The organism is Micromonospora sp. DSM 43699 (assembly GCF_055517075.1).
The window spans coordinates 1-20202 of the sequence record NZ_JBTMMT010000017.1 but is presented as its reverse complement, the minus strand read 5'-3'; the positions used below and the strand labels follow the sequence as shown (position 1 = coordinate 20202).

Here is a 20202-nt window from a genome sequence, read left to right as displayed (position 1 = left end):
CCGTGGACAACTTCGCTCGGCTGCTGAAGGAGAGTTGGACCCTGGTCGAGGAGGACCGGGACCGGTTGAGCGGTCGCTTCTACGCCCGGCTGTTCCTGCTCGACCCCGAGCTGCGCAAGCTCTTCCCGGTGGAGATGACCGGCCAGGGTGACCGGATTCTGGACGCCATCGTCACCGCCACCCAGGTGATGGACGACCCGGAAAGCTTCACCGAGTACCTGCGCTCCCTGGGTCGGGACCACCGCAAATACCACGTCGACGCGGCGCACTACGCGACGATGGGGGTGGCGCTGCTGGACGCGCTGCGCAGCACCGCCAGCGGCGGCTGGAACCTGGAGTACGACCAGGCGTGGCGGGACGCGTACGCGGCGATCACGGCGACGATGCTGGCCGGGGCGGAGTTGGACGAGAATCCGCCGTACTGGCATGCGGAGGTGCTCACCCACGAGCGGCTCGGTGCGGACACCGCCGTGTTGACCGTCCGCGCCCTCCAGCACCCGCTGGTCTGGAAGGCCGGGCAGTACGTCAGCGTCGAGGTGCCCCGGCACCTGCCCCGGGTGTGGCGGACGTACTCGGTGGCGAACGCCCCGAACGACGACAACGTGCTGGAGTTCCACGTCCGTACGCCGGTCGGCGCGGGTTGGGTCTCCGGCGCGCTGGTCCGCCGGACCAAGCCGGGTGACCTGCTCCGGGTGGCCGCGCCGATGGGTTCGATGACGGTGGACCGCGAATCCGAGCGGGACATCCTCTGTGTGGCCGGTGGGGTCGGCCTGGCCCCGGTGAAGGCGATGGTGGAGGAGCTGGCCGGCTGGAACCGGGCACGCTGGGTGCACGTCTTCTACGGTGCCCGGCACGCCGACGAGCTGTACGGCCTGGCGGGCCTGGAGGAGCTGGTCTCCGCCCACCCCTGGCTGTCGGTGACCCCGTCGTGCAGCGACGACCCGGACTTCGACGGTGAGCGGGGGGACGTTCCCGACGTGGTCGCCCGTTACGGGCCGTGGACGACGCACGACTGTTACGTCTCCGGCTCCGCCCCGATGGTCCGGGCGACGCTGCGGGCGCTGGCCGAGGACGAGGTGCCGCCGCAGCACATCCGGTACGACACCTTCGGCAACCTGTAGAGCTTTACTCCCCCCGAGACCGGGTCGCGTGCCTCCGCCCCCTGGGGCACGCGACCCGGTCGCCCGTCCGCGCCTGTCCGGTCATGTCTGTGCCTGCCCGGTCACGTCCGTGCCTGCCGGTCGCCGTCGACCGGGCCGCCCGGGTGCCGACGACGGGTCGGCCCGTCGGGCTCAGACGTTGCTGTCGCGATATTCCTCGACGGGGACCAACGGCACGCCGGGTGCCATCCGGTCGGTCCAGGCCCGGCCATCGAGGTGGTCGATCTCGTGGGCGACCAACCGGGCCATCCCGTACGCGAACGAGGTGATCATCCGTCCGCCGTCCCAGCGGGCGTGTTCCACCTCGATGCGCAGCGGGCGGGGGACCAGCCCACGGTGGTCGGCGGCGGCGAGGCAGCCTTCGTACTGCTCGACGGTCTCCGGGCTCTCGCCGACCACGCGGGGGTTGACCAGGACGACCGGCGGGGCGGCCCGGTCGGCGGGACGGATCACCGCCACCGCGACGTCCAGGCCGAGCTGAGGTGCGGCGAGGCCCATTCCGGCGCTGAACGGGTGCAGTTCGTCGGCCTGCGTCAGCAGGTCGGTGAGCCGGCCGACCACCTCACGGGCGGCGGTGGCCTCCCGGGGCAGGTCGAAGGGGCGGGCCGGGCGGCCGGGCGGGGTCGCGTCGGGGGCCGGTACGCCGAGGGCGCGCAGTTGCTCGGCGGGGCGGGTCGGCACCCGCGAGGTCGTCTCCGTGGGCTCCTGTCGGAACCGCCACTGGAGGCGGAACCGGGTGTTGAGCGGCGGGTCTTCGGTGGACCAGTCGAAGACCGCCCGGTCGCCGCGGTCGTGTCGGCGTACCGGGGTGCGCAGTGGCCCCTCGTCGGCGGAGAGCGAGGTCTCCACACCCCAGACCCGGGGGTCGAGGGATGCCGGGAGGTCCAGCCGCACGGCCAGGTGCCGGGTGGGCAGGCGGACGGCCCGTTGGAACCAGGGTCCCCACTTGACCCGGCCGACCCGGTAGGCGTACTCGACCTCGGCGCGTTGGCCGGGGTGCAGCGGGAACGGCCCGTCGGCGTTCTCGAACAGCAGCCAGATCTCCTTGTAGGCGTCCCGGTCGTGGCGGACCCGCCAGTGCATCGGTTCGCGGGCCCCGCCGTCGTGGTGGACGGCCCGGAAGCGCAGCTCGGCGAAGGTGAGCGGGTGTTCCCGGTGGTGCCGGTTGGAGCGCCCCGGGTCGTCGGGCCACCTGTCGACGGCGACCCGGACGAGGTATCGGGTGACCGGTTCGGTGCCGGCGTTGTGCAGCCGGCGACGGACCACGCACCGGTACGTGCCGTCGACCAGGGTGAGGCTGGCGGTCTCCCGTTCGACGACGAGCCCGGTGCCCGGGGGGAGCCACCGCCCGGGGGGTGCGGGTTCGCGCTGACCGGGGGCGGTGCGGGCCTGACGGAGCTGGTCGTACTCGCGGAACCGTTGCCAGATGAGACCGCCGGCGTCGAGGACGGCCTCGGCACGGCGGGCGAAGTCCTCGGTGGGCCGGTGTCGACGCCCCTCGACGTGGCTCACGTACGACGGGTCGAAGCCCATCATGGTGGCGAGCTGTTTCTTGGTCAGCCCTCGCCCCGCCCGGTGCCGGGCGAGATCCGCCGCGAACGCGTCGGCGGCCCGCTCCAGAGGGGAGGTCGTCATCAGCTTCCTCACGCAGCCGGGATGACAAGTCTTCATGTTCTTGTCGGCGGCCCATAGCGAACTGGCACGTTGCCGACATATGCCTTGACATCGCCTCGTGTTTTCTCCGCGTTCCGCCGGGTAGGAGCCGAACGTGGCCGATCAGCACCCGGTCGGGCCGAACCTGGCCGACCGGGCTCTCGGCACCCGCCCGGACCGGCGGGACGGACGCGTGATCCCGGCCTCCCGATCGGCCTCCGGGAGAGGCTTCCCTCCGACCCCCGGGCATGGTTAGGCTAGCCTTAGCTTCACGGGCGACCCCTCCGGCACCGGAGTGGCCGAGGAGACCGCCGCCGTCCGCGGCGGCCGAGCGGGGGACGGGAGGGCGGTCCGGATGACGGCGGTGATGCCGGGTCAGGATCTCGCCGGTCGGCTCGCCCCGGTGACCGCGACCCTGCGCGCCATGTTCGGCACCGATGCGCTGCCCGGCCTCGCGCCCGGCCTGGTGGTGGCGGACGAGGCCGGCTGGAGCCCCGCGACCACGCTCGTCGACGGCACCCGGATGCCCGACTTCCTGGGTGCCGCCGCCCGCCGCTGGGGTGGCACCCCGCACGCGTGCGCCGCGCTGGCCTGGAAGTCCTACAGCTACTGGACGGCGCTGCCGGTGGTGCTCGGTTGGGCCTCGGCCCGCCGGGTGTCGCTGCTCGACCCGGCCGACGTGCTGATCCACTTCGAGGACCACAGGCAACTGCTCACCATCGGCCTGCGCCACTCGACCGAGGTCGCGGTGCTGCCCGGTGACCCGCTGGCCCTCACCGGTCAGCCCGGCGTCCGGGTGGTCGCCGACGAGGCGGAGCTGCTCGGCGTACTGCGGGCCTCGCTGCTCGACGCCCACCTCGTCCCGATGATCGCCGCCATCCAGGCGGAGGTGCGGGTGGGTGCCCGTACCCTGCTCGGCTCGGTGGCCTCCGGCGTCGCGCACGGCATCCTGCGCGCGGCGGACGCCCTGCCGGGTTCGTCGGTGCGCACCGTCGACACCCTGCTCGACACCCTCGGCGTGGCGGACCTGGTCGAGTTGGTGCCCGGCCGCAACGGCGAGCCGACCGTGCAACGGCGTACCTGCTGCCTGGCCTTCACCCTGCCCAGCCCGAAGGTCTGCCAGGGCTGCTGCGTTCGCTCGGTCTGACCTCCCCCCCCGGGTGCCGGCCCGGGTCAACCGGTGAGCGGCCGGACGTCCCAGAGCCACACCCCGCCGGTCCAGGTGGGGGTGATGCCGGTCACCGCGGTCATCGCCCGGCGCAGCGCGTCGGCGTACCGGTGCGGGCCGAGGACCACCACGCCGGCCCGCCAGTAACGCAGGTCGGTCACGGCGGCCCGCCGGTCCGCCGCGGTGACCGGCGGGATCGTTCCGGTCCGGGCGATTCCGCCGAAGAGGTTGCTGGTCCGCCGGTATGGCGCGGTGAACAGGGCGGCCCCGGGCTCGGGTGACCAGGGGCGGGTGTCCGGGGCGAGGAAATAACCCCGGGCCAGCGGCATCTCCAGCCGGGTCCGGGCCGACCAGCGCAGCGGGTCGGCGTAGGTGTTGTCGGGCAGCGGCAGGGTCACCACGCTGCGACCCCCCGCCACGTAGGGACGCCAGCCGCCGGAGGTGACGAACTCCGGCACCGGGTCCAGACGGGTCGCCGGCAGCGGGGTCGGCAACAGCGGCAGCAGGGCCATCAGCAGGACGGTCGTGGTGACGAACCGGATCTGCCGGCGGGCCGCCGGGTGTCGACGGGCGAGGTCCCGGGCCCGTTGGGTGCCGAGCGCCAGCAGCACCCCGACGATCGGGGTGATCGCCAGCGACCAGCGGGTGGGCACCACGGAGTGCAACAGGGGCAGCTTCTCCAGCAGCGCCCAGGGGCCGGGAACGCCGGTGTTGCGCCCGTTGAGCTGCACCTCCCGCCCCAGCGACAGGACGGCGAAGAGCAGCCCCAGCACGGCCAGGCCGACCACCAGGGCGCTGCGCCGCAACCACCAGACCAGGGCGACCGTGAGGACGGCCAGCGGCCAGCCGAAGAAGGCGTTCTCCTCGGTGGGGTTGCGGGCCAGCGGATCGGCGGACCGGGCGTCGCCGGCCAGCGACTCCCGCGACCAGCCCACGAACGCGCCCAGGTCGGTGCGGTAGCCCCGGATCAGCCGGGACAGCCCGTGGTAGGAGCCCGGCCCGAAGAGCTGCACGTACAGCGGGTAGGCGAGCAGCACGGCGGAGAGGAGCGCGGCCACGCCGAGCCCGGCGAGGAACGGCCGGGTCGAGGTGCGCAGCTGCGGTCGGCCGACGACGAGGGCAGCGATCACCACGGCCAGCCCGATCGCGGTCATCAGCAGGATCTCCAGGTTGAGGAACGCCTGCCAGACGATCAACAGGCCGAGCAGGAGTCCGTTGCGCAGCCACCGGCCGGGCTCGACCAACCGCAGGGTGCGCCAGATGAGGAGCGGGACGACGAACTGGGAGACGATGTTCGGGTGGGCGTTGGCGTGCGACACCATCGCCGGGGCGTACGCGCAGAACGCCGCGCCGAGCCAGGCCGGCCCCCGGGAGCGGGTGACCACCCGGGACAGGAAGAAATACCAGGCGGTGCCGGTGGCCGCCATTCCCAGGGTGAGGAAAAGGAGAAAAGACCAGTGCGGCCCGAAGAGCAGGGTGACCGGGGTCATCGGTATCGAAATGGATAGTACCGAGGTATTCGCCATCAGATTCACGCCGTCGGGCACGTTCATCCGGTCCGAACCGAATGGATAACTCCATTCCGTGAGTACCCGTGCGCCGTGCGCCATCATCCACTCGAACTGCGCCTGGTCCGAGCGGTTGTCCCGCACTCCGGCTCCTGGGTCGCGCCAGAACCGGGCGGTCACCCAGAATGCCAGCAGGAGATAGCTGCCCACGGCGAGCGCGTCCCACCGCCACCCCGCCGCCGTCGGCCCGGCCGCCACCGACCGCGCTGCCCGCACCGAAGCGTCCGCCGACGGCGACGAGCCTGCCGGTGGCGGCGGGAACGCCCGTCGCCACCTCCGCCGGACGACACGCCGAGCGGACGTCGACCCGGCGTCGCCGGGGGATCGACCGGCCCCGGGGCCCGATTCGGGAGTAGTCATGACAATTCACAGCGTAGTTGGCCTATGGCGGGCACGTGACATGTTTCGGGTACTGCCGTACTATGTGCCGGGTTCGCCGACCGCCGATCGCGTGCCCTCCCCCGACCACATTTCAGCCCCCACGGTGCCCCGTTTCCTCCGCCCCTCCTGCGGATGATTCACTCTGTCGGTCCAGGCGCGGATCAGTCATATATCGTGAGGAATCGACGCATGGCAGAAATCACTGGGGATCAGCGCGTCCAGTCGGAGGTCCTGGAGGGCCTGGCCACCGCGGTCAACCACCGCAGGTGGTTCGTCGAACTGGCGGTGCCCCACCTCGGTGACGACCCCATCGAGATCGGCAGCGGCCTGGGCGACTACGCCCTGGAGTGGGCGCGGCACGTTCCCCGGTTCACCGCCACCGAGGCCGACCCGGACCGGCTGATCCTGCTCAAGGAGCGGCTGGTCGACGAGCCGACCATCGAGGTGCGCGAGATGCTGCTGCCGCACCCGGGCGGCGGCGACTACAGCGCGGCCGTCTCGTACAACGTCCTGGAGCACATCGAGGACCACGTGGGTGCGCTGCGCAGCATGCGCGACCTGGTCCGGCCCGGCGGTGCGGTGATCATCATCGTGCCGGCGTTCCAGTTCGCGATGGGCCCCGCCGACATCGCCACCGGCCACGTGCGCCGCTACACCAAGAAGACCCTCGGCGACGCGATGACCTCGGCCGGGCTGCACGTCGAGACGATGCACTACGCCAACGCCCTCGGCCTGATCGGCTACTTCATGGCCACCAAGGTCTTCCGCCTGATGCCGAAGGAGGGCCCGATGGTCAAGGTCTACGACACCCTCGTCCTGCCCGCCACCAAGGCCGCCGAGCAGCTCGTCCGGCCCCCGTTCGGCCAGTCCGTCTTCGCCGTCGCCCGGGTGCCTGCCTGACCGTCGCGCCCGCCGGTCCCGCAGCATGTGCGGGACCGGCGGGACACCGTTCACTCCTTGATCTGGTACGTGGGCCGGATGACCGCCCGTGCCAGGGTGTGGAAGGCCAGGTTGAAGCCGACGTACGCGGGGCTGGCACCCGGCCCGACGTCGAGCCGCTCGACGTCGACCGCGTGCACGGCGAAGACGTACCGGTGCGGACGGTCACCCGGCGGCGGGGCCGCACCCCCGTAGCCGGTGTCGCCGTAGTCGTTGCGGACGCTGAACGCCCCACCCAGGTCGGCCTCCTGCACGCCGGTCGGCAGGCTGGTCGTCGAGGCGGGCACGTCGACAAGCACCCAGTGCCAGAAACCGCTGCCGGTCGGGGCGTCCGGGTCGAAGCAGGTCACCACGAAGCTCTTCGTCCCGGCGGGGAAGCCCGACCAGGCCAGGTGCGGGGAGACGTTCTCGCCACCGGTGCTGCCGTGCGCGTACCGGGCGTCCATCGGCTCGCCGTTGTGCACGTCGTCACTGGTCAGGTCGAACGACGACACGGTCGGCAGCAACTCGTACGGGTCCGGGGCGATCGGTCGTTCCAGGGTCATCGGGAAGGTTCCTTCCGGTGTGGCGCGTTTTCCTCTGCTCTTCTTACCCCGCCTGCCCTTCTTACCCCGCCGGGCGCGACGATCGAACCGGAGGCACCGCGCACCGTCGGGCCGCCAGAATGAGGGGGCGCGGCCGACCGGCCGGGCCGAGGACCGGGAGGGCGCATGCGGGACACCGAACGTGAGGCGGACCTGTTGGACGCGGAGCGCCGCCTCCAGGCCGCCCAGCGGGCCGGCGACGTGGCCGCGCTCGACGCCCTGCTCGACGACCGCCTGGTCGCCGTCGGGCCGGACGGTCGTACCTTCAGCAAGGCCGACGACCTGGCCGCCCACAGCAGTGGCAGCTCGGTGCTCGACGAGCTGGTGGAGGAGGAGCTGGAACTGATCGTCGCCGGGACGACCGGGGTGACGTTCTTCCGCGGCCGGGTGCGCGGCACCTTCGAGGGCGAGGCGTTCGCCGCGCGACTGCGCTACACCCGGACCTGGACCTACGACGACGAGCACGGCTGGCGCATCCTCGCGGCCCACCTCAGCCCTGCCCCCTGACCGTTGAACGGGTCAGACGACTTCCGCTGGTCAGGTGTCGATCCGGGCGGCGGTCCGGGCCCCAGCCGACGGACGAGGGCGGCGCACACCCGGGGATGGGCGCTGGTCGTGCCGGGCGCGGGGCGTGGGTGCCTGTTGCTGGCGTTGTAGTTTCGCCGGTTGCACGAAGATCGATCGTCGGACGACCGCATCGCCCTTGGCGTCCAGTTGGTAGACGTCGAGCCAGCACCACCCGTCGTAGGTGATCCAGTCGAGCACCCGGATGACCCGGCAGAAGATCGGCTTGCTGAACTGCACGCTGGCGGCGCGGGTGACGTACACCAGGTCGCCGGCCTTCGGCAGCGGCGCGTTCATCGATGACCCCAGACCTGACGTAGTCTGCGCCATGTCCTGATCCGGGCACGGGCGGCCTCGACCATCGGGCAGAAGCCGCCTTCGGTGCACCTCCCGCACCGGCTGTGGCGGTGGTGGTCCAGGCAGTCCCACGCCGACTGGACCAGCAGCGGCGCTCCGCCGCGCGCACCTACCGCGCCCCGTCGAGCAGCCGCCACCCGGCAGGGGCAGTCATCACGGGCAGTGTGCGGGGGCAGCGCGGCCATGACATCCCGTGGGGGTTGCGGTTCACCAACGGCAAAACGCACCCTGATCGGCGTCCGCCCGGGTTTAGGGTGCGCTTCTGCTGCTTTGGAGGCGGAGGGTGTGGGATTCGAACCCACGAAGACATCGCTGCCTTACCGGTTTTCAAGACCAGCGCCATCGGCCACTAGGCGAACCCTCCCGGACCGCCACCCAGAGGTGCACGGCTGTACCTAGTCTGCCACGAACGGCTGCCGGGCGAGCCGTCCCACCGCCCCCTAATCACGCTTCCTGTGCCAGAGTCGGCTCGCTCATCCATGGCACGACCAGCATCGCCTCACCCGGACGGTCCACTGTGGCCGAAATTCCGACCGTCGTGGGCGAGCGATGGTCCGCCCCCGACGACGGGTGGCGGATTCTGCCGTCCGGATGTGGCCTGGTTGGCAGTTGTCGTCGGACGGGGTGGTCCGGGGGTCGGATCGGGTAAGACTGGGCCATGCACGCGATCACGATCCCGGAACCCGGTGGACCCGACGCGCTCGTCTGGGCCGAGGTGCCCGACCCCGAGCCCGGCGCGGGTGAGGTGGTCGTCGAGGTGGCCGCCAGCGCGGTCAACCGGGCCGACCTGCTCCAGCGGCAGGGGCACTACCCGCCGCCGCCGGGCGCGCCCGCGTACCCCGGGCTGGAATGTTCGGGGGTGGTCGGCGCGGTCGGTGCGGGGGTGACCGGGTGGGCGGTGGGTCAGCCGGTGTGCGCGCTGCTGGCCGGCGGCGGGTACGCCGAGCGGGTGGTCGTGCCGGCCGGGCAGTTGCTGCCGGTGCCGGCCGGGGTCGACCCGGTCGACGCCGCCGCGCTGCCCGAGGTGGCCTGTACGGTCTGGTCGAACCTGGTCCGGGTGGCCCACCTCGGCAGGGGCGAGACGCTGCTGGTGCACGGCGGTGGCAGTGGGATCGGCACGTTCGCTGTGCAGTTCGGCGCGGCGCTGGGCGCGACGGTGGTGGTGACCGCCCGGTCGACCAAGCACGACCGGCTGCGTGAGCTGGGGGCCGCACACACCATCGACTACCGCGGGCAGGATTTCGTCGAGGAGGTCCGGCGGGTCACCGACGGGCGGGGTGCGGACGTGGTCCTCGACATCATGGGCGCGTCCTACCTGGCCCGGAACGTGGCGGCGCTTGCCGACGGCGGGCGGCTGGTGGTGATCGGCATGCAGGGCGGGCGCACGGCCGAGCTGGATCTGGGCGCGCTGCTGGCGAAGCGGGCCTCGGTGACGGCCACCGCGCTGCGCTCCCGTCCGCTTGCCGACAAGGCGGACATCGTCCGGGGCGTACGGGAGCAGGTGTGGCCGCTTGTGGAGTCGGGTGCCATCCGGCCGATCGTGGACCGGCGGCTGCCGATGCGCGACGCGGCGCAGGCGCACCGGTTGGTCGAGTCCAGCGACCACGTGGGCAAGGTGCTGCTCACCACCGCGTGACGGCCCCCGCCGGCACGCTCAGGAAGGCGAAACAGGGCCGTCCCGGCGGGGGAGGACCAGGCGGGCGCCGGGGCCTTCGTCGGCCAGCGAGTCGCCCGGGTTGTAGAGGGTGCAGCGCTGCAACGACAGGCAGCCGCAGCCGATGCAGCCGTCCAGGTCGTCGCGGAGCTTGCCGAGCAGCTTTATCCGCTCGTCCAACCGTTCCCGCCAGGTGCGGGAGAGGGCGGCCCAGTCGTCCGGGCTGGGCGCGCGCGACGAGGGCAGCGAGTCCAGCGCGGTAAGGATCTCCTCCAGCGAGATGCCGACCTGCTGGGAGATCCGGATGAACGCCACCCGGCGCAGCTCGGTGCGCGCGTACCGGCGTTGGTTGCCGCCGGTGCGTTCGGCGCGGATCAGGCCGAGCCGCTCGTAGTAGCGCAGCGCCGACTGGGCCACCCCGCTGCGGGCGGAGAGCTGTCCGATGGTGAGTGACTCGTGCATCACTGTCCTTGAGCTGAAGTTAACTTCAAGTTGCACGCTAGCGGCATGACCACATCGACCACAACCCACCCGCCGGGCCGGCTCCTCCCCGCGCCCGTCGTCGCGCCGCTGGAACGCCTCCGCGCCGGCCGCAGCTACGACGCCAACGTCTACTCCACCGTCGACGTGCACTGGGTGCTCTACGACCGGGTCCTGCGGGTCACCCCGGCCACCGTCGACCACCCCGACCGGGACCGCTTCCTGCTCTCCAAGGGGCACGCCGTGTCGGGCTACTACGCCGTACTCGCCGCCAAGGGGTTCATCCCCCTCGACTGGCTCGACGACGAGGGCGGGCCGGACAGCCGGCTCGGCGGCCACCCCGACCGGACCCTGGTCCCCGGCGTCGAGATCGGCTCCGGCTCCCTCGGCCATGGCCTCGGGCTGGGCGTCGGCACCGCGCTCGGCCTACGCGCCCAGGGCCGCACCACCCCCCGGGTGTACGTCCTGCTCGGCGACGCCGAACTCGACGAGGGCTCCAACCACGAGGCGATCGCCTACGCCGGGGCCACCGGGCTGGCCGGGCTCACCGCGATCGTGGTCGACAACTCGTCGGCCAGTCACGGCTGGCCGGGTGGGCCGGCCAGCCGGTTCACCGTCAACGGCTGGACCGCCAGCGTCGTCGACGGGCACGACCACGACGCCCTGCACACGGCCCTCACCGGCCACGACGGCCACCGTCCACACGTGGTCGTCGCCGTCGACGGCCCTACCCCGGGGAGCGGGAAATGATCATGCGGGACGCCTTCGTCGCCAGCGCCACCGGGTTCCTCGACGACCCCCGGACCACGATCGTGCTGGCCGACATCTCCGCCGACGCCTTCACCGAGGCGGGCCGGCGGTATCCGGACCGGGTCGTCAACGTGGGCATCCGGGAACAGTTGATGATCGGGGTGGCCGGTGGGCTCGCCCTCACCGGGCAACGCCCGATCGTGCACAGCTACGCCCCGTTCCTCGTCGAGCGGGCGTACGAGCAGATCAAGCTGGACCTCGACCACCAGGGGGTCGGCGCGGTGCTGGTCAGCATCGGCGCCTCCTACGACCGGGCGGAATCCGGCCGGACCCATCTGGCCCCGGCCGACGTGGCCCTGATCGACACCCTGGACGGCTGGACCGTGCACGTGCCCGGTCACCCCGACGAGGTGCCCGACCTGCTGTGGGACGCGGTCTGCGGGCAGCACTCGACCTACCTGCGGCTGTCCCTGCGCAGCAACGCGCGGGCGTACCCGCAGGCGGGTGGGTTGCACGTGGTGCGCGACGCCGGGCCGGGCGCGGCGCTGCTGGTGGCGGTCGGTCCGGTGCTCGACGACGCGCTCGCGGCGGTGGCCGACCTGCCGGTGACTGTGGCCTACACCCACCGGCCCCGGCCGTTCGACGTGGCCGGGCTGCGGACGCTGGCGGGCAGCGAGGTGATCATGGTCGAGCCCTACCTGGCCGGCACCTCCACCCGGGTGGTGACCGAGGCGCTCGCCGACCGGCCGCACCGGCTGCTCAGCCTCGGTGTGGGCCGCGCGGAGCTGCGGCGCTACGGCACCGCCGAGGACCACGACCGCTGGCACGGCCTCGACCCGGCCGGACTGCGCCGCGCGATCGGCGACTTCCTGACCTCGGGCGACCGGACGCAGGGTGCCCCGTCGCGGTGACCGGGCCGACGGCGGCGGCCGGACCCGCCAACCCGGGCGGGGTCGCCAACCCGGGCGGGGCCGTCGCCGGGCTCAGCGGGGTGCGCGGGCGGTACGGCGGCGGGTGCGCTCCCGGCCGAGGATCCAGATCGCCTCGACGCCGTCCTTCCAGGTGATCTTCTTGCCCTCCTCGCGCCCGCGCGCCCGGTAGCTGATCGGCACCTCGTACGGGCGGATCCGCTGACGCAGCAGCTTGCCGGTCACCTCGGCCTCCATCCCGAAACCCCGGGAGCGGATGCCCAGCGACCGGTAGAGCTCGACCGGCATCAGCTTGAAGCAGGTCTCCAGGTCGCCGATGTAGGAGTTGAACAGCACGTTCGCCGCCATCGTGACGCCCTTGTTGCCCATCACGTACCAGAAGCTGTAGGCGCTGTGGCTGCCGAAGGTGCGGTTGCCGTAGACCACGGTGGCCCGCCCGTCGAGCACCGGGGCGAGCAGCCGGGGGATGTCCTGCGGGTCGTACTCCAGGTCGGCGTCGAGGATGACCATGTACTCACCCTCGGCGCTGTCCACGGCCGTCTTGATGGCCGCGCCCTTGCCCGCGTTGCGGGGATGGGTGATCACCCGTAGCCGCGCGTCGTCCGCCCGGCCGAGGATCTCCCCGGTGCCGTCCCGGCTGCCGTCGTCCACCACGACCAGCTCGATCTCGCACGGGTAATCGACAGCCAATGCCTGCTTGAGGGCATCCGCGATGCGTTCTTCCTCGTTGTAGACCGGCATGAGGATCGAGAGCTTCACGGGAATCTCCACGGTGGCGACAGTGAGTCGGGCCCTAGCCTAGCCTGGCAGGTCAGCCGCGCGAGGGTCGCCACCGGACCGGCCGGCACCCGGTCATTCAGCCGGATGGTGTTTACTTCCGCCCATGTCGGCAGCCGGCTGGATGCTCGTGGCGGCCCCCGTCGCCGCGCTCGTGATGCTCACCGCCCTCCTGCGGCCCCGGGCCGCCGGGTCGGTCGCCCCGAACCGCCTCGGCGTGATCCGGGCCGCCCTGCTGACCGGCGTCTTCGCCGTGCTGACCGTGGAACTGCTCGGCGCGTTCGGCACGCTCACCCTGCCCGCCTTCGCCCTGGCCTGGCTGCTCTTCGTCACCGGGATCGCGGCGGCGGCCGGCCGGCGACGCGGCCGGGACGCCGTCCGGCAGGGGGCCGGGGTCGCCGAGGCCCGCCGGGCGGTGCTGGTCGGCGCGGCCGTGGGCAGCCCGGCAGCGGGCAGCCCGGCCGTGGGTAGCTCGGTCTCGGGCGGCTCGGTGGTGGGTGATGCCGCCGGGCCCGACGCGGCGCCCGGGGCGGAGCTGCCGGCCGCATCGGCGACACCACCGGCCACCGGCCGGGCCGGCGTCGCGGCGATGCTGACCGGCTGGGTCGACCGGCTCGCCGACCTCCGGCGTACGGCCACCCGGGGCGAGCGGCTGCTCGCCGGCACGGTGGTCGGGCTGGTGCTGGTCGAGCTGGTGGTGGCGCTGCTCGCCGAGCCGAACAACTTCGACTCGCAGACCTACCACCTGCCGAAGGTGGAGCACTGGGTGGCCCAGGGCAGCCTGGACTTCTGGCCCACCGCCATCCACCGGCAGGTGACCATCCCGCCCGGTGCCGAATACCTGCTGCTGCACCTGCGCCTGTTCACCGGCGGGGACGCTCTGCACAACCTGGTGCAGTGGGCCGCCGGGATCGGCTGCCTGCTGGCGGCCACCCGGATCACCGCCCAGCTCGGCGGCGGTCGGCGGGCCCAACTGCTCACCGCGTTCCTGCTCGCCACCACGCCGATGGTGGCCCTCCAGGCGACCAGCACCCAGACCGACCTGGTGGCCGCCGCCTGGACCGCCTGCGCCGCCACCCTGGCGCTGGACGGACTGCGTCGCCGGGCCGACCTCGCCGACGCGCTGGCACTGGGCGCGGCCACCGGCCTGACCGCGCTGACCAAGACCAGCGGGTTGCTCGCGGTCGGGCCGTTGCTGCTGCTCTGGGGCCTGGCCCAGCTCCGCCTCAGCGGGGCCCGGCAGGTGGCCCGGACGATGGGCGGTTCGCTGCTGGTGCTGCTGGTCGCGGTGACCGTGGTGGGGCCGTTCCTGGCCCGGGAGACCGCCGAGTTCGGCCACCCGTTGGGGCCGCCCCGGCTGCGCGAATCCATCCCGATGGAACGGCACGACCCGGCATCCGTCCTGGTCAACGCGCTGCGGATCGGGCACACCGCGTTCGACACCCCGCTCGGCCCGCTGCGCGCCGGCACCGCCGGGGTCATCGAGGCCGGCTCCCGGGCGGTCGGCGTGGACCCCCAGGACCGGGCCATCACCTTCGGCCGGGAGGTCTTCCCGGTGCCGTCCTGGTATCCCGACGAGGACCGGGTGGCCTTTCCGCTGGCCGGGTCGCTGGCGTTGCTCGGGGCGGTCTTCGCCCTGACCCGACCCCGGCGGCTCAGCCCCGGGCGGGCGGGGGCGCTGCGGGCGTACGCGGGTGTGGTGGTGTTCGCGGTGCTGCTGCACGCCGCGATGATCAAGTGGCAGCCGTGGGGGAACCGGCTGCTGCTCTACGCGCTGGTGCTGGCCGTACCGCTGGCCGGGCTCTGGGTGGACGCGGTGCTGCGCCGGCGGTCCGGTCCCGGCCGACGGTCGGTGGCCGCCGGGCTGGTGGTGACCGTGCTCGCCACCTCCGCGCTGGCCGGCGTGCTGGCCCTGTCGTACGGCTTCCCGCGCCGGCTGGTCGGCAGCGGCTCGGTCTTCACCACCGCCGAGTGGGACACCCGGTTCCTGCGCCGGCCGCAGTGGGCCGACGAGTTCCGCTGGGCCGCCTCGGCGGTCCGGGCCAGTGACGCCCGACGGATCGGCCTGGTGCAGCAGAACGACAACTGGGAGTACCCCTGGTGGTTGCTGCTGCGTGACGACGACGGCCGGTCGCCCGAGCTGGTGGCGTTGCAGTCGGTGCTGCCGGACCGGCCGCCGGCAGCCCCCACCTCGGTCGACGCGATCGTCTGCACCGGCCCCCGGACGGAGTGCGCCCGGCTGGTCCCGGCGGGCTGGACGATCCAGTACCGCGACCACGTCGGCTACGCGCTGCCCCCGACCCGCTGACCGACGACCCCGACCGCCGGCAGCGCAGGCCGGGCCGACCGCAGCGGCGATCGGCTGACCTCAGCGCTCACCGCCGGCCGGCACACGTCGGGGCCGGCGCGGTGGTCCACGCCGGCCCCGACCGTCCCCCACGGGTCACTGCTGCTTGACGGGCACCACGATCAGCCGGGCCACGCTGGCGTCGCCGTCGCGGGCCCCGGCCACGTGGACCTTGGTGCCCACCTTGACGTCGGCGGCCTTGATGGTGGTGCGCCGCTCGACCACCCGGAGCTGGTCGCCCAGCTTCCAGGTCAGCGAGAAGCCGTCGGTGGACTTCACGGTCACCGAGCCGCCGTCGATCGCGGTCACCGCGCCGCGCTGCACGACGACGGTCTTCGTGCCGCCGTCCTTCGTCTGCACCACCGCCTCACCGTGCAGGCCGTTGCGGCCCAGCAGCACCCGGGCCTGTCGGCGCTGACGCAGCTCCTGCGCCCGCTCCCCACGCTTGCCCTTCGCCCCGGCCGACGGGGACGGGGAGGTCGACTCCCCGGCTGCCGGGGCGGGCGCGGCGAGCAGGTCCAACTCGGTCGGGTCGACGCCCAGTGCGACCAGCGCCTGCCCCTCGACCCCCAGCGCGGCGGCCACGTCGATCGCGGCGGCCTTCGTGCTGTCCTGCGCGACCTGGGCCGATCCGCAGCCGGCGACGCCGAGTGCGAGCGCCGCGAGCAGCGACGTGGCGGCGACGGCGATTCCCCGATGTGCCATGACTCTCCCTCTCGTCCGTGGTGCCACAAGCGTCGCGCAGCGGGATGGGCGCGGGGTCAGGCCGACGTTCGGGTCAGGTAAGGACCAGCGGGGAGCCGGACGGTGAACGCGGCCCCGCCCTCGGCGGCGTGCCCGGCGACGATCTGGCCGCCGAGCCGGCGTACCAGCCCGGCGGCCAGCGCCAGCCCCAACCCGCTGCCCACCTTGCGTACCCCCTGGTACCGCTGGTGCAGCGCGCCACGCTCGAAGGCCACCGTCAGGTCGTCGTCGGTGAGGCCGGGTCCGCCGTCGCGGACCTCGACCAGCCCACCGGCGGCCGGCCCGGCACCGGCCGCCCGGACCGCGAGCACCACCGGCGCCCCCGGCGGTACGACCCGCAGCGCGTTCTCCAACAGCCCGTCCAGCACCTGCCGGATCCGCCCCGGATCGGTGTACGCCGGCACCGCCGTGCCCGGCGTCTCCAGCCGGAACGGCACCCCGACGGCCGCGCACCGCTCCGCCCAGGTCCGCTCGGCGTCGACGGCCAACCGGGTGAGGTCCACCGGCACCGGTTCCAGCGGGAAGTCCACCGCCTCCAGGCGGGCCAACGCCAACAGGTCGGCGACCAGCCGGTCCAGGTGCTGCGCCTCGGTGAGCATGGTCCGGCCGGTGGCGGAGACCTGGTCCGCGTCGATCACCCCGTCGGCGAGCGCCTCTGCCCAACCCCGGATCGCTGTCAACGGGGTACGCAACTCGTGCGAGACGGAGAGCAGGAACTCCCGCTGTCGACCCTCGCTGGTGGCCAACGCGGCGGCCAACCCGTTCAACGCGTACGCCAGGTCGGCGACCTCGTCGGGGGGTTCGACGGGCACCCGGACCGCCCGGTCACCGGCGCGCAGCCGGGCAGCGGCGGTGGCGGCGTGCCGGATCGGCCGGGCCAACCGGCGGGCGAGCAGCAGCCCGGCGGCCACCCCGGCGGCGAGCCCCGCCAACAGCGGCAGCCAGAGGGCGCGCAGCACCTGCCGCCACGGTCCCTGTGGGGTGGCCCGGGTCAGCACCACCCCGTCCCCGCCGGGCAGCGCCCGCCCCTCGACCAGGGTCCGCTGGCCGTTGACGAACCGTCGACCGGAGACGTCCCGGCCGGCGGAGATCCGGTTCACCACCTGCCGGGGCAGGCCGGGGCGGTCGGCCAGCCCGCCCTGGACGACGTACACCTCGATCTGTTGTTCCTGGAGCTGGCGGATCAGCCGGTCGCCTGCCGCGTCGCGCTGGCGGCTGGGGCGTACCCGGAGCACGTCGGCGGCGAGGCGGGCCTGGGCGGCCAGCGCGGCCTGGTCGCGGCGCTCCACCCCGCGTACCGCCAGGGGGACCGCGACCAGCGCGGTGACCAGCACCGAAACCAGCGCCACCGCGCAGGTGACCAGGACCGCGCGGGCGGTCAGCGTGTGGGTGAACCGGCGGCGCGGCCGACGGCGTCGCGGCCGGGCGGCGGGGTCAGCCATCGGCGGCGTATCCGACGCCCCGGTGCGTGCGGATCACGCTGGCCGGGCCGAGCTTGGCCCGGACCTGGGCGACGTGCACGTCCACGGTACGGGTGCCGCCGTGTGCCGCGTATCCCCAGACGCCGGCCAGCAGCTCCTCCCGGGTGAAGACCCGGCCGGGGCGGGCCATCAGGTGGGCGAGCAGGTCGAACTCGGTGGAGGTGAGCTGCACGGGGACGCCGGCCGAGAGCACCGTGCGGCGGCCCGGGTCGAGGGTGACCGGGCCGACCGTGCGCGGTCGGTCCACACCGTCCGGTGCGCCGGCGGTGCGCCGCAGCACCGCCCGGACCCGGGCGACCAGCTCCCGGGGGCTGAACGGCTTGGTGACGTAGTCGTCCGCGCCCAGTTCCAGGCCGACGATCCGGTCGACCTCGTCGTCGCGGGCGGTGAGGAAGATGACCGGGGTCCAGTCGCCGGCCTCGCGTAGCCGGCGGCAGATCTCGGTGCCGGCCAGACCGGGCAGGGTGATGTCGAGTACGCAGGCCACCGGTCGCAGCCGGCGGGCGGCGGCCAACCCGGCCGTGCCGTCCCGTTCCAGGTGTACGCCGAACCCGTCCCGGCTGAGATAGAGCCGGACCAGGTCGGCGATGGCCGGCTCGTCCTCCACCACGAGGACGAGCCCGCGCTGCGGGGCGGCGTCGACGGTCACCGGCCCATGATGACCGACCCGGGGTCGGGCGGGACGTGCGACGGTGTTCGGGTCAGGTAAGGATGCGGTCAGCGGACCGGCAGTGGGTGCGGCGCGACGGCCGGGGCGTCACCGATGGTGGCGACGACCCGCTCCTCGGGCTTGCGTAGCCGGGTCCGGAACGCGTGGTGCAGCAGCGTGTCGAGCTGCCACACCTGCTTCGGGTGCTGGGTACGGATGACGAACCGCTCGCGCACCCCGTCGATCGCGGTGGCGGCCAGCTCCACCGCCTGCGCCCGGGCGTCGGGGCTCCAGGTGACGTTGCTCAGCTCACGCAGCTCGGTGTTCAGGTGCAGACGCAGCCGGTGCAGCACCCGGGTCTGCTGGGTGACCACCAACCGGCGGTGGGTGAGCAGGAGAAGGTACTCCCCGCCGACCGGCCGGTCGGGGCGGGCGCACCGGGCGACCAGGACGGTGGCGTCACCCGACCCGACACACTGCCGGAAGACCGGCATGTGTCGGCTCACCGTCTGGACCGCCAGCCCGGTCTCGGCGGCGGCCGGGAGGAAGGTGCGCGAGAAGACGTCCATACTCGGCCAACGAGCCGTAACCAGGGGTGACATGGGTCACTGTCGACTTTTGGATATTCCACCCGCCCGGGTCGCACCGGAGGTGCGTCCTCCCGCCCGACCCCGCGGTGATCGCCTCCCGACCCGCCGGTGATCGACACCTGAACCGCCGATGATCGCCGCCTTACCCGGCGATGATCGGTGTCTGCCCCGGCGCTCGGTCAGACGGGCATGGGCGCGAACAGCTCACCGAGCCAGCCGGGCACGGCGCTGGCGTAGCCGGTGCGGCTCGGGTCGGTGGTGTCCAGGGCCCGCCGCCAGGACAGCGCCCGGCCCACCGTGGCCACCCGCACGGCTAGGCCGGCGATCTCCCGCAGGGCGGCCCGGTCGTGCCGGTCGGTCCACGGCTCCAGATAGGCGTCGCGCAGCCGGAGCAGCACCGGATCACCCTCGGCCAACGAGTACGTGTGGGCCACCGAGCGCAGGGTCACCAGCAGGGTGCCGAACGGGTGGGCGACGGAGGCGTCCCCCCAGTCGAAGAAGCGGTATCCGTCGCCGGTGGCGAACACGTTCCCGTCGTGCAGGTCGTCGTGCTGCACGGTGGCCGGGATGCCACTGTCGGCGAGTCGCCGGCAGTCCTCGGCGAAGCGCGGCAGGTAGGCCCGTAACCGGTCGTGGGTAGCCACGTCCATCCGCTCGTCGCCGCCGTCACCCTCGGTGTGCTGCCCGCCCTCGGGGTGCTGCCCGCCCTCGGGGTGTTGCCCGCCCTCGGGGTGTTGCCCGCCCTCGGGGTGTTGCCCGCCCTCGGGGTGTTGCCCGCCCTCGGGGTGTTGCCCGCCCTCGGGGTGTTGCCCGCCCTCGGGGTGTTGCCCGCCCTCGGCGTGCGGTTCGTCCGCGGCGTGCGGCCTGTTCTCCGGGGCGAGAAGCAGGGCGGCCCGGTCGTCGAGCAGGTCGGCGAGGAGGCCCGGCATGACCGCCGGTCGCTGGTCTGGTACGCCGAGCGCGACGAGCTCGTCCGCCGTCGGGGCCACCGCCCGCTGGAGTGCGGCGTACGTCGCGAGCACGTCGGCCCAGCGACCGGAATCGGGTTCGGCCAGGTCACGCAGGGACGGGCCACCATCGGGCAGCAGCGACCAGCCCCGGCCGGAGTCCACGGCCACCGGCTCGAGCACCCGACCGGGAGCACGCCGGGCCAGCTCGACCAGGAGCGCCGCCTCGTACGCCGTACCGGGGTTGTTCGCCTTGAACCAGTACGGCCCGGTGTCGGTGGGCACCCGCCACACCAGCGACCAGGGGCGGATCCGGGGCTCGACCGGGCCGGTGACCCGGCGGCCGTGCCTGTCGAGCTGCCCGCTCACCCAGTCGAGCGCGTCGGACCGCCACTGCGGGTCGGTCCAGCTGGCGGCCACGGAGGTAATCGTCACGCAGCGCAGGGTAAGCCACCTACCCCCTCCCACACCCGCCATTTC

General features: G+C 73.3%; 19 protein-coding genes and 1 tRNA gene. 8 read left to right on the top strand and 12 right to left on the bottom strand.

Annotated features, from left to right (window positions below; genetic code table 11):
- Window positions 1–2 precede the first annotated feature (2 nt).
- The gene (locus AC0AIB_RS11515; protein WP_328341230.1) at window positions 3–1121 is read left to right on the top strand and encodes a globin domain-containing protein; all 1119 of its coding nucleotides are present in this window, start codon (window positions 3–5) and stop codon (window positions 1119–1121) included.
- A gap of 171 nt (window positions 1122–1292) precedes the next feature.
- Here AC0AIB_RS11515 and AC0AIB_RS11510 read toward each other — a convergent pair whose 3' ends face one another.
- Window positions 1293–2795: a peptide deformylase gene (locus tag AC0AIB_RS11510; RefSeq protein WP_328341228.1), complete on the bottom strand. Its 1503-nt coding sequence runs from the start codon at window positions 2793–2795 to the stop codon at window positions 1293–1295.
- A gap of 385 nt (window positions 2796–3180) precedes the next feature.
- Between AC0AIB_RS11510 and AC0AIB_RS11505 the strand changes: the two genes are divergently transcribed.
- Window positions 3181–3960, top strand: coding sequence for a hypothetical protein (locus tag AC0AIB_RS11505; RefSeq protein ID WP_465096662.1), 780 nt, complete (start codon window positions 3181–3183; stop codon window positions 3958–3960).
- Between the two features lie 26 nt (window positions 3961–3986).
- On the opposite strand, the gene AC0AIB_RS11500 is transcribed toward AC0AIB_RS11505, so the two are convergent.
- A complete protein-coding gene (locus AC0AIB_RS11500; RefSeq protein ID WP_328341226.1) occupies window positions 3987–5765 on the bottom strand; it encodes a DUF6311 domain-containing protein in 1779 nt (592 codons plus the stop codon).
- 354 nt (window positions 5766–6119) lie between these two features.
- Here AC0AIB_RS11500 and AC0AIB_RS11495 point away from each other — a divergent pair, with 354 nt between their 5' ends.
- The gene (locus AC0AIB_RS11495) at window positions 6120–6830 is read left to right on the top strand and encodes a class I SAM-dependent methyltransferase (RefSeq protein WP_328341224.1); all 711 of its coding nucleotides are present in this window, start codon (window positions 6120–6122) and stop codon (window positions 6828–6830) included.
- 50 nt (window positions 6831–6880) lie between these two features.
- Here the strand turns inward: AC0AIB_RS11495 and AC0AIB_RS11490 are convergent, their stop codons facing one another.
- The gene (locus AC0AIB_RS11490) at window positions 6881–7414 is read right to left on the bottom strand and encodes a YbhB/YbcL family Raf kinase inhibitor-like protein (protein WP_328341222.1); all 534 of its coding nucleotides are present in this window, start codon (window positions 7412–7414) and stop codon (window positions 6881–6883) included.
- A gap of 165 nt (window positions 7415–7579) precedes the next feature.
- Here AC0AIB_RS11490 and AC0AIB_RS11485 point away from each other — a divergent pair, with 165 nt between their 5' ends.
- The gene (locus tag AC0AIB_RS11485; RefSeq protein ID WP_328341220.1) at window positions 7580–7960 is read left to right on the top strand and encodes a nuclear transport factor 2 family protein; all 381 of its coding nucleotides are present in this window, start codon (window positions 7580–7582) and stop codon (window positions 7958–7960) included.
- Window positions 7961–7990: 30 nt separating this feature from the next.
- Here AC0AIB_RS11485 and AC0AIB_RS11480 read toward each other — a convergent pair whose 3' ends face one another.
- Together AC0AIB_RS11480 and AC0AIB_RS11475 are read right to left on the bottom strand one after the other, a co-directional pair.
- A complete protein-coding gene (locus AC0AIB_RS11480) occupies window positions 7991–8314 on the bottom strand; it encodes a hypothetical protein (protein WP_465096580.1) in 324 nt (107 codons plus the stop codon).
- A gap of 337 nt (window positions 8315–8651) precedes the next feature.
- Window positions 8652–8738 (bottom strand) — tRNA-Ser (locus tag AC0AIB_RS11475).
- Between the two features lie 294 nt (window positions 8739–9032).
- Between AC0AIB_RS11475 and AC0AIB_RS11470 the strand changes: the two genes are divergently transcribed.
- Window positions 9033–10010 (top strand): NAD(P)H-quinone oxidoreductase, encoded by a 978-nt coding sequence (locus AC0AIB_RS11470; RefSeq protein WP_465096579.1) that lies wholly within the window; start codon window positions 9033–9035, stop codon window positions 10008–10010.
- Window positions 10011–10028: 18 nt separating this feature from the next.
- On the opposite strand, the gene soxR is transcribed toward AC0AIB_RS11470, so the two are convergent.
- Window positions 10029–10490: a redox-sensitive transcriptional activator SoxR gene (gene soxR / locus AC0AIB_RS11465; protein ID WP_465096578.1), complete on the bottom strand. Its 462-nt coding sequence runs from the start codon at window positions 10488–10490 to the stop codon at window positions 10029–10031.
- Between the two features lie 45 nt (window positions 10491–10535).
- Here soxR and AC0AIB_RS11460 point away from each other — a divergent pair, with 45 nt between their 5' ends.
- Together AC0AIB_RS11460 and AC0AIB_RS11455 are read left to right on the top strand one after the other, a co-directional pair.
- Window positions 10536–11258, top strand: a complete 723-nt coding sequence (locus AC0AIB_RS11460) for a transketolase (protein ID WP_465096577.1) — start codon at window positions 10536–10538, stop codon at window positions 11256–11258.
- A gap of 2 nt (window positions 11259–11260) precedes the next feature.
- The gene (locus AC0AIB_RS11455; RefSeq protein WP_465096661.1) at window positions 11261–12169 is read left to right on the top strand and encodes a transketolase family protein; all 909 of its coding nucleotides are present in this window, start codon (window positions 11261–11263) and stop codon (window positions 12167–12169) included.
- A 72-nt stretch (window positions 12170–12241) separates the two neighbouring features.
- On the opposite strand, the gene AC0AIB_RS11450 is transcribed toward AC0AIB_RS11455, so the two are convergent.
- On the bottom strand, window positions 12242–12946 hold the full coding sequence (locus AC0AIB_RS11450) for a glycosyltransferase family 2 protein (protein ID WP_465096576.1): 705 nt from the start codon (window positions 12944–12946) through the stop codon (window positions 12242–12244).
- A gap of 124 nt (window positions 12947–13070) precedes the next feature.
- Between AC0AIB_RS11450 and AC0AIB_RS11445 the strand changes: the two genes are divergently transcribed.
- Window positions 13071–15272, top strand: a complete 2202-nt coding sequence (locus AC0AIB_RS11445) for a phospholipid carrier-dependent glycosyltransferase (RefSeq protein ID WP_465096575.1) — start codon at window positions 13071–13073, stop codon at window positions 15270–15272.
- A 135-nt stretch (window positions 15273–15407) separates the two neighbouring features.
- Here AC0AIB_RS11445 and AC0AIB_RS11440 read toward each other — a convergent pair whose 3' ends face one another.
- The 5 genes from AC0AIB_RS11440 to AC0AIB_RS11420 form a co-directional block, all read right to left on the bottom strand.
- Window positions 15408–16016 carry a hypothetical protein gene (locus tag AC0AIB_RS11440; protein WP_328341210.1) on the bottom strand — a complete coding sequence of 203 codons (609 nt, stop codon included), beginning with the start codon at window positions 16014–16016 and terminating at the stop codon, window positions 15408–15410.
- Between the two features lie 56 nt (window positions 16017–16072).
- Window positions 16073–17497 carry a sensor histidine kinase gene (locus tag AC0AIB_RS11435; RefSeq protein ID WP_465096574.1) on the bottom strand — a complete coding sequence of 475 codons (1425 nt, stop codon included), beginning with the start codon at window positions 17495–17497 and terminating at the stop codon, window positions 16073–16075.
- A complete protein-coding gene (locus AC0AIB_RS11430; protein ID WP_465096573.1) occupies window positions 17490–18185 on the bottom strand; it encodes a response regulator transcription factor in 696 nt (231 codons plus the stop codon). The genes AC0AIB_RS11435 and AC0AIB_RS11430 overlap by 8 nt, the downstream gene beginning before the upstream one ends.
- 68 nt (window positions 18186–18253) lie before the next feature.
- Window positions 18254–18754, bottom strand: a complete 501-nt coding sequence (locus tag AC0AIB_RS11425; RefSeq protein WP_328341204.1) for a hypothetical protein — start codon at window positions 18752–18754, stop codon at window positions 18254–18256.
- Window positions 18755–18954: 200 nt separating this feature from the next.
- The gene (locus AC0AIB_RS11420; protein WP_465096572.1) at window positions 18955–20157 is read right to left on the bottom strand and encodes a phosphotransferase; all 1203 of its coding nucleotides are present in this window, start codon (window positions 20155–20157) and stop codon (window positions 18955–18957) included.
- Window positions 20158–20202: the final 45 nt, after the last annotated feature.

Coding starts and splice junctions, on each gene's coding strand:
- AC0AIB_RS11510 (WP_328341228.1), bottom strand. CDS start 2,795: ATGACGACCTCCCCTCTGGAGCGGGCCGCCGACGCGTTCGCGGCGGAT.
- AC0AIB_RS11505 (WP_465096662.1), top strand. CDS start 3,181: ATGCCGGGTCAGGATCTCGCCGGTCGGCTCGCCCCGGTGACCGCGACC.
- AC0AIB_RS11495 (WP_328341224.1), top strand. CDS start 6,120: ATGGCAGAAATCACTGGGGATCAGCGCGTCCAGTCGGAGGTCCTGGAG.
- AC0AIB_RS11490 (WP_328341222.1), bottom strand. CDS start 7,414: ATGACCCTGGAACGACCGATCGCCCCGGACCCGTACGAGTTGCTGCCG.
- AC0AIB_RS11485 (WP_328341220.1), top strand. CDS start 7,580: ATGCGGGACACCGAACGTGAGGCGGACCTGTTGGACGCGGAGCGCCGC.
- AC0AIB_RS11480 (WP_465096580.1), bottom strand. CDS start 8,314: ATGAACGCGCCGCTGCCGAAGGCCGGCGACCTGGTGTACGTCACCCGC.
- AC0AIB_RS11470 (WP_465096579.1), top strand. CDS start 9,033: ATGCACGCGATCACGATCCCGGAACCCGGTGGACCCGACGCGCTCGTC.
- soxR (WP_465096578.1), bottom strand. CDS start 10,490: ATGCACGAGTCACTCACCATCGGACAGCTCTCCGCCCGCAGCGGGGTG.
- AC0AIB_RS11460 (WP_465096577.1), top strand. CDS start 10,536: ATGACCACATCGACCACAACCCACCCGCCGGGCCGGCTCCTCCCCGCG.
- AC0AIB_RS11455 (WP_465096661.1), top strand. CDS start 11,261: ATGCGGGACGCCTTCGTCGCCAGCGCCACCGGGTTCCTCGACGACCCC.
- AC0AIB_RS11445 (WP_465096575.1), top strand. CDS start 13,071: ATGTCGGCAGCCGGCTGGATGCTCGTGGCGGCCCCCGTCGCCGCGCTC.
- AC0AIB_RS11440 (WP_328341210.1), bottom strand. CDS start 16,016: ATGGCACATCGGGGAATCGCCGTCGCCGCCACGTCGCTGCTCGCGGCG.
- AC0AIB_RS11435 (WP_465096574.1), bottom strand. CDS start 17,497: ATGGCTGACCCCGCCGCCCGGCCGCGACGCCGTCGGCCGCGCCGCCGG.
- AC0AIB_RS11425 (WP_328341204.1), bottom strand. CDS start 18,754: ATGGACGTCTTCTCGCGCACCTTCCTCCCGGCCGCCGCCGAGACCGGG.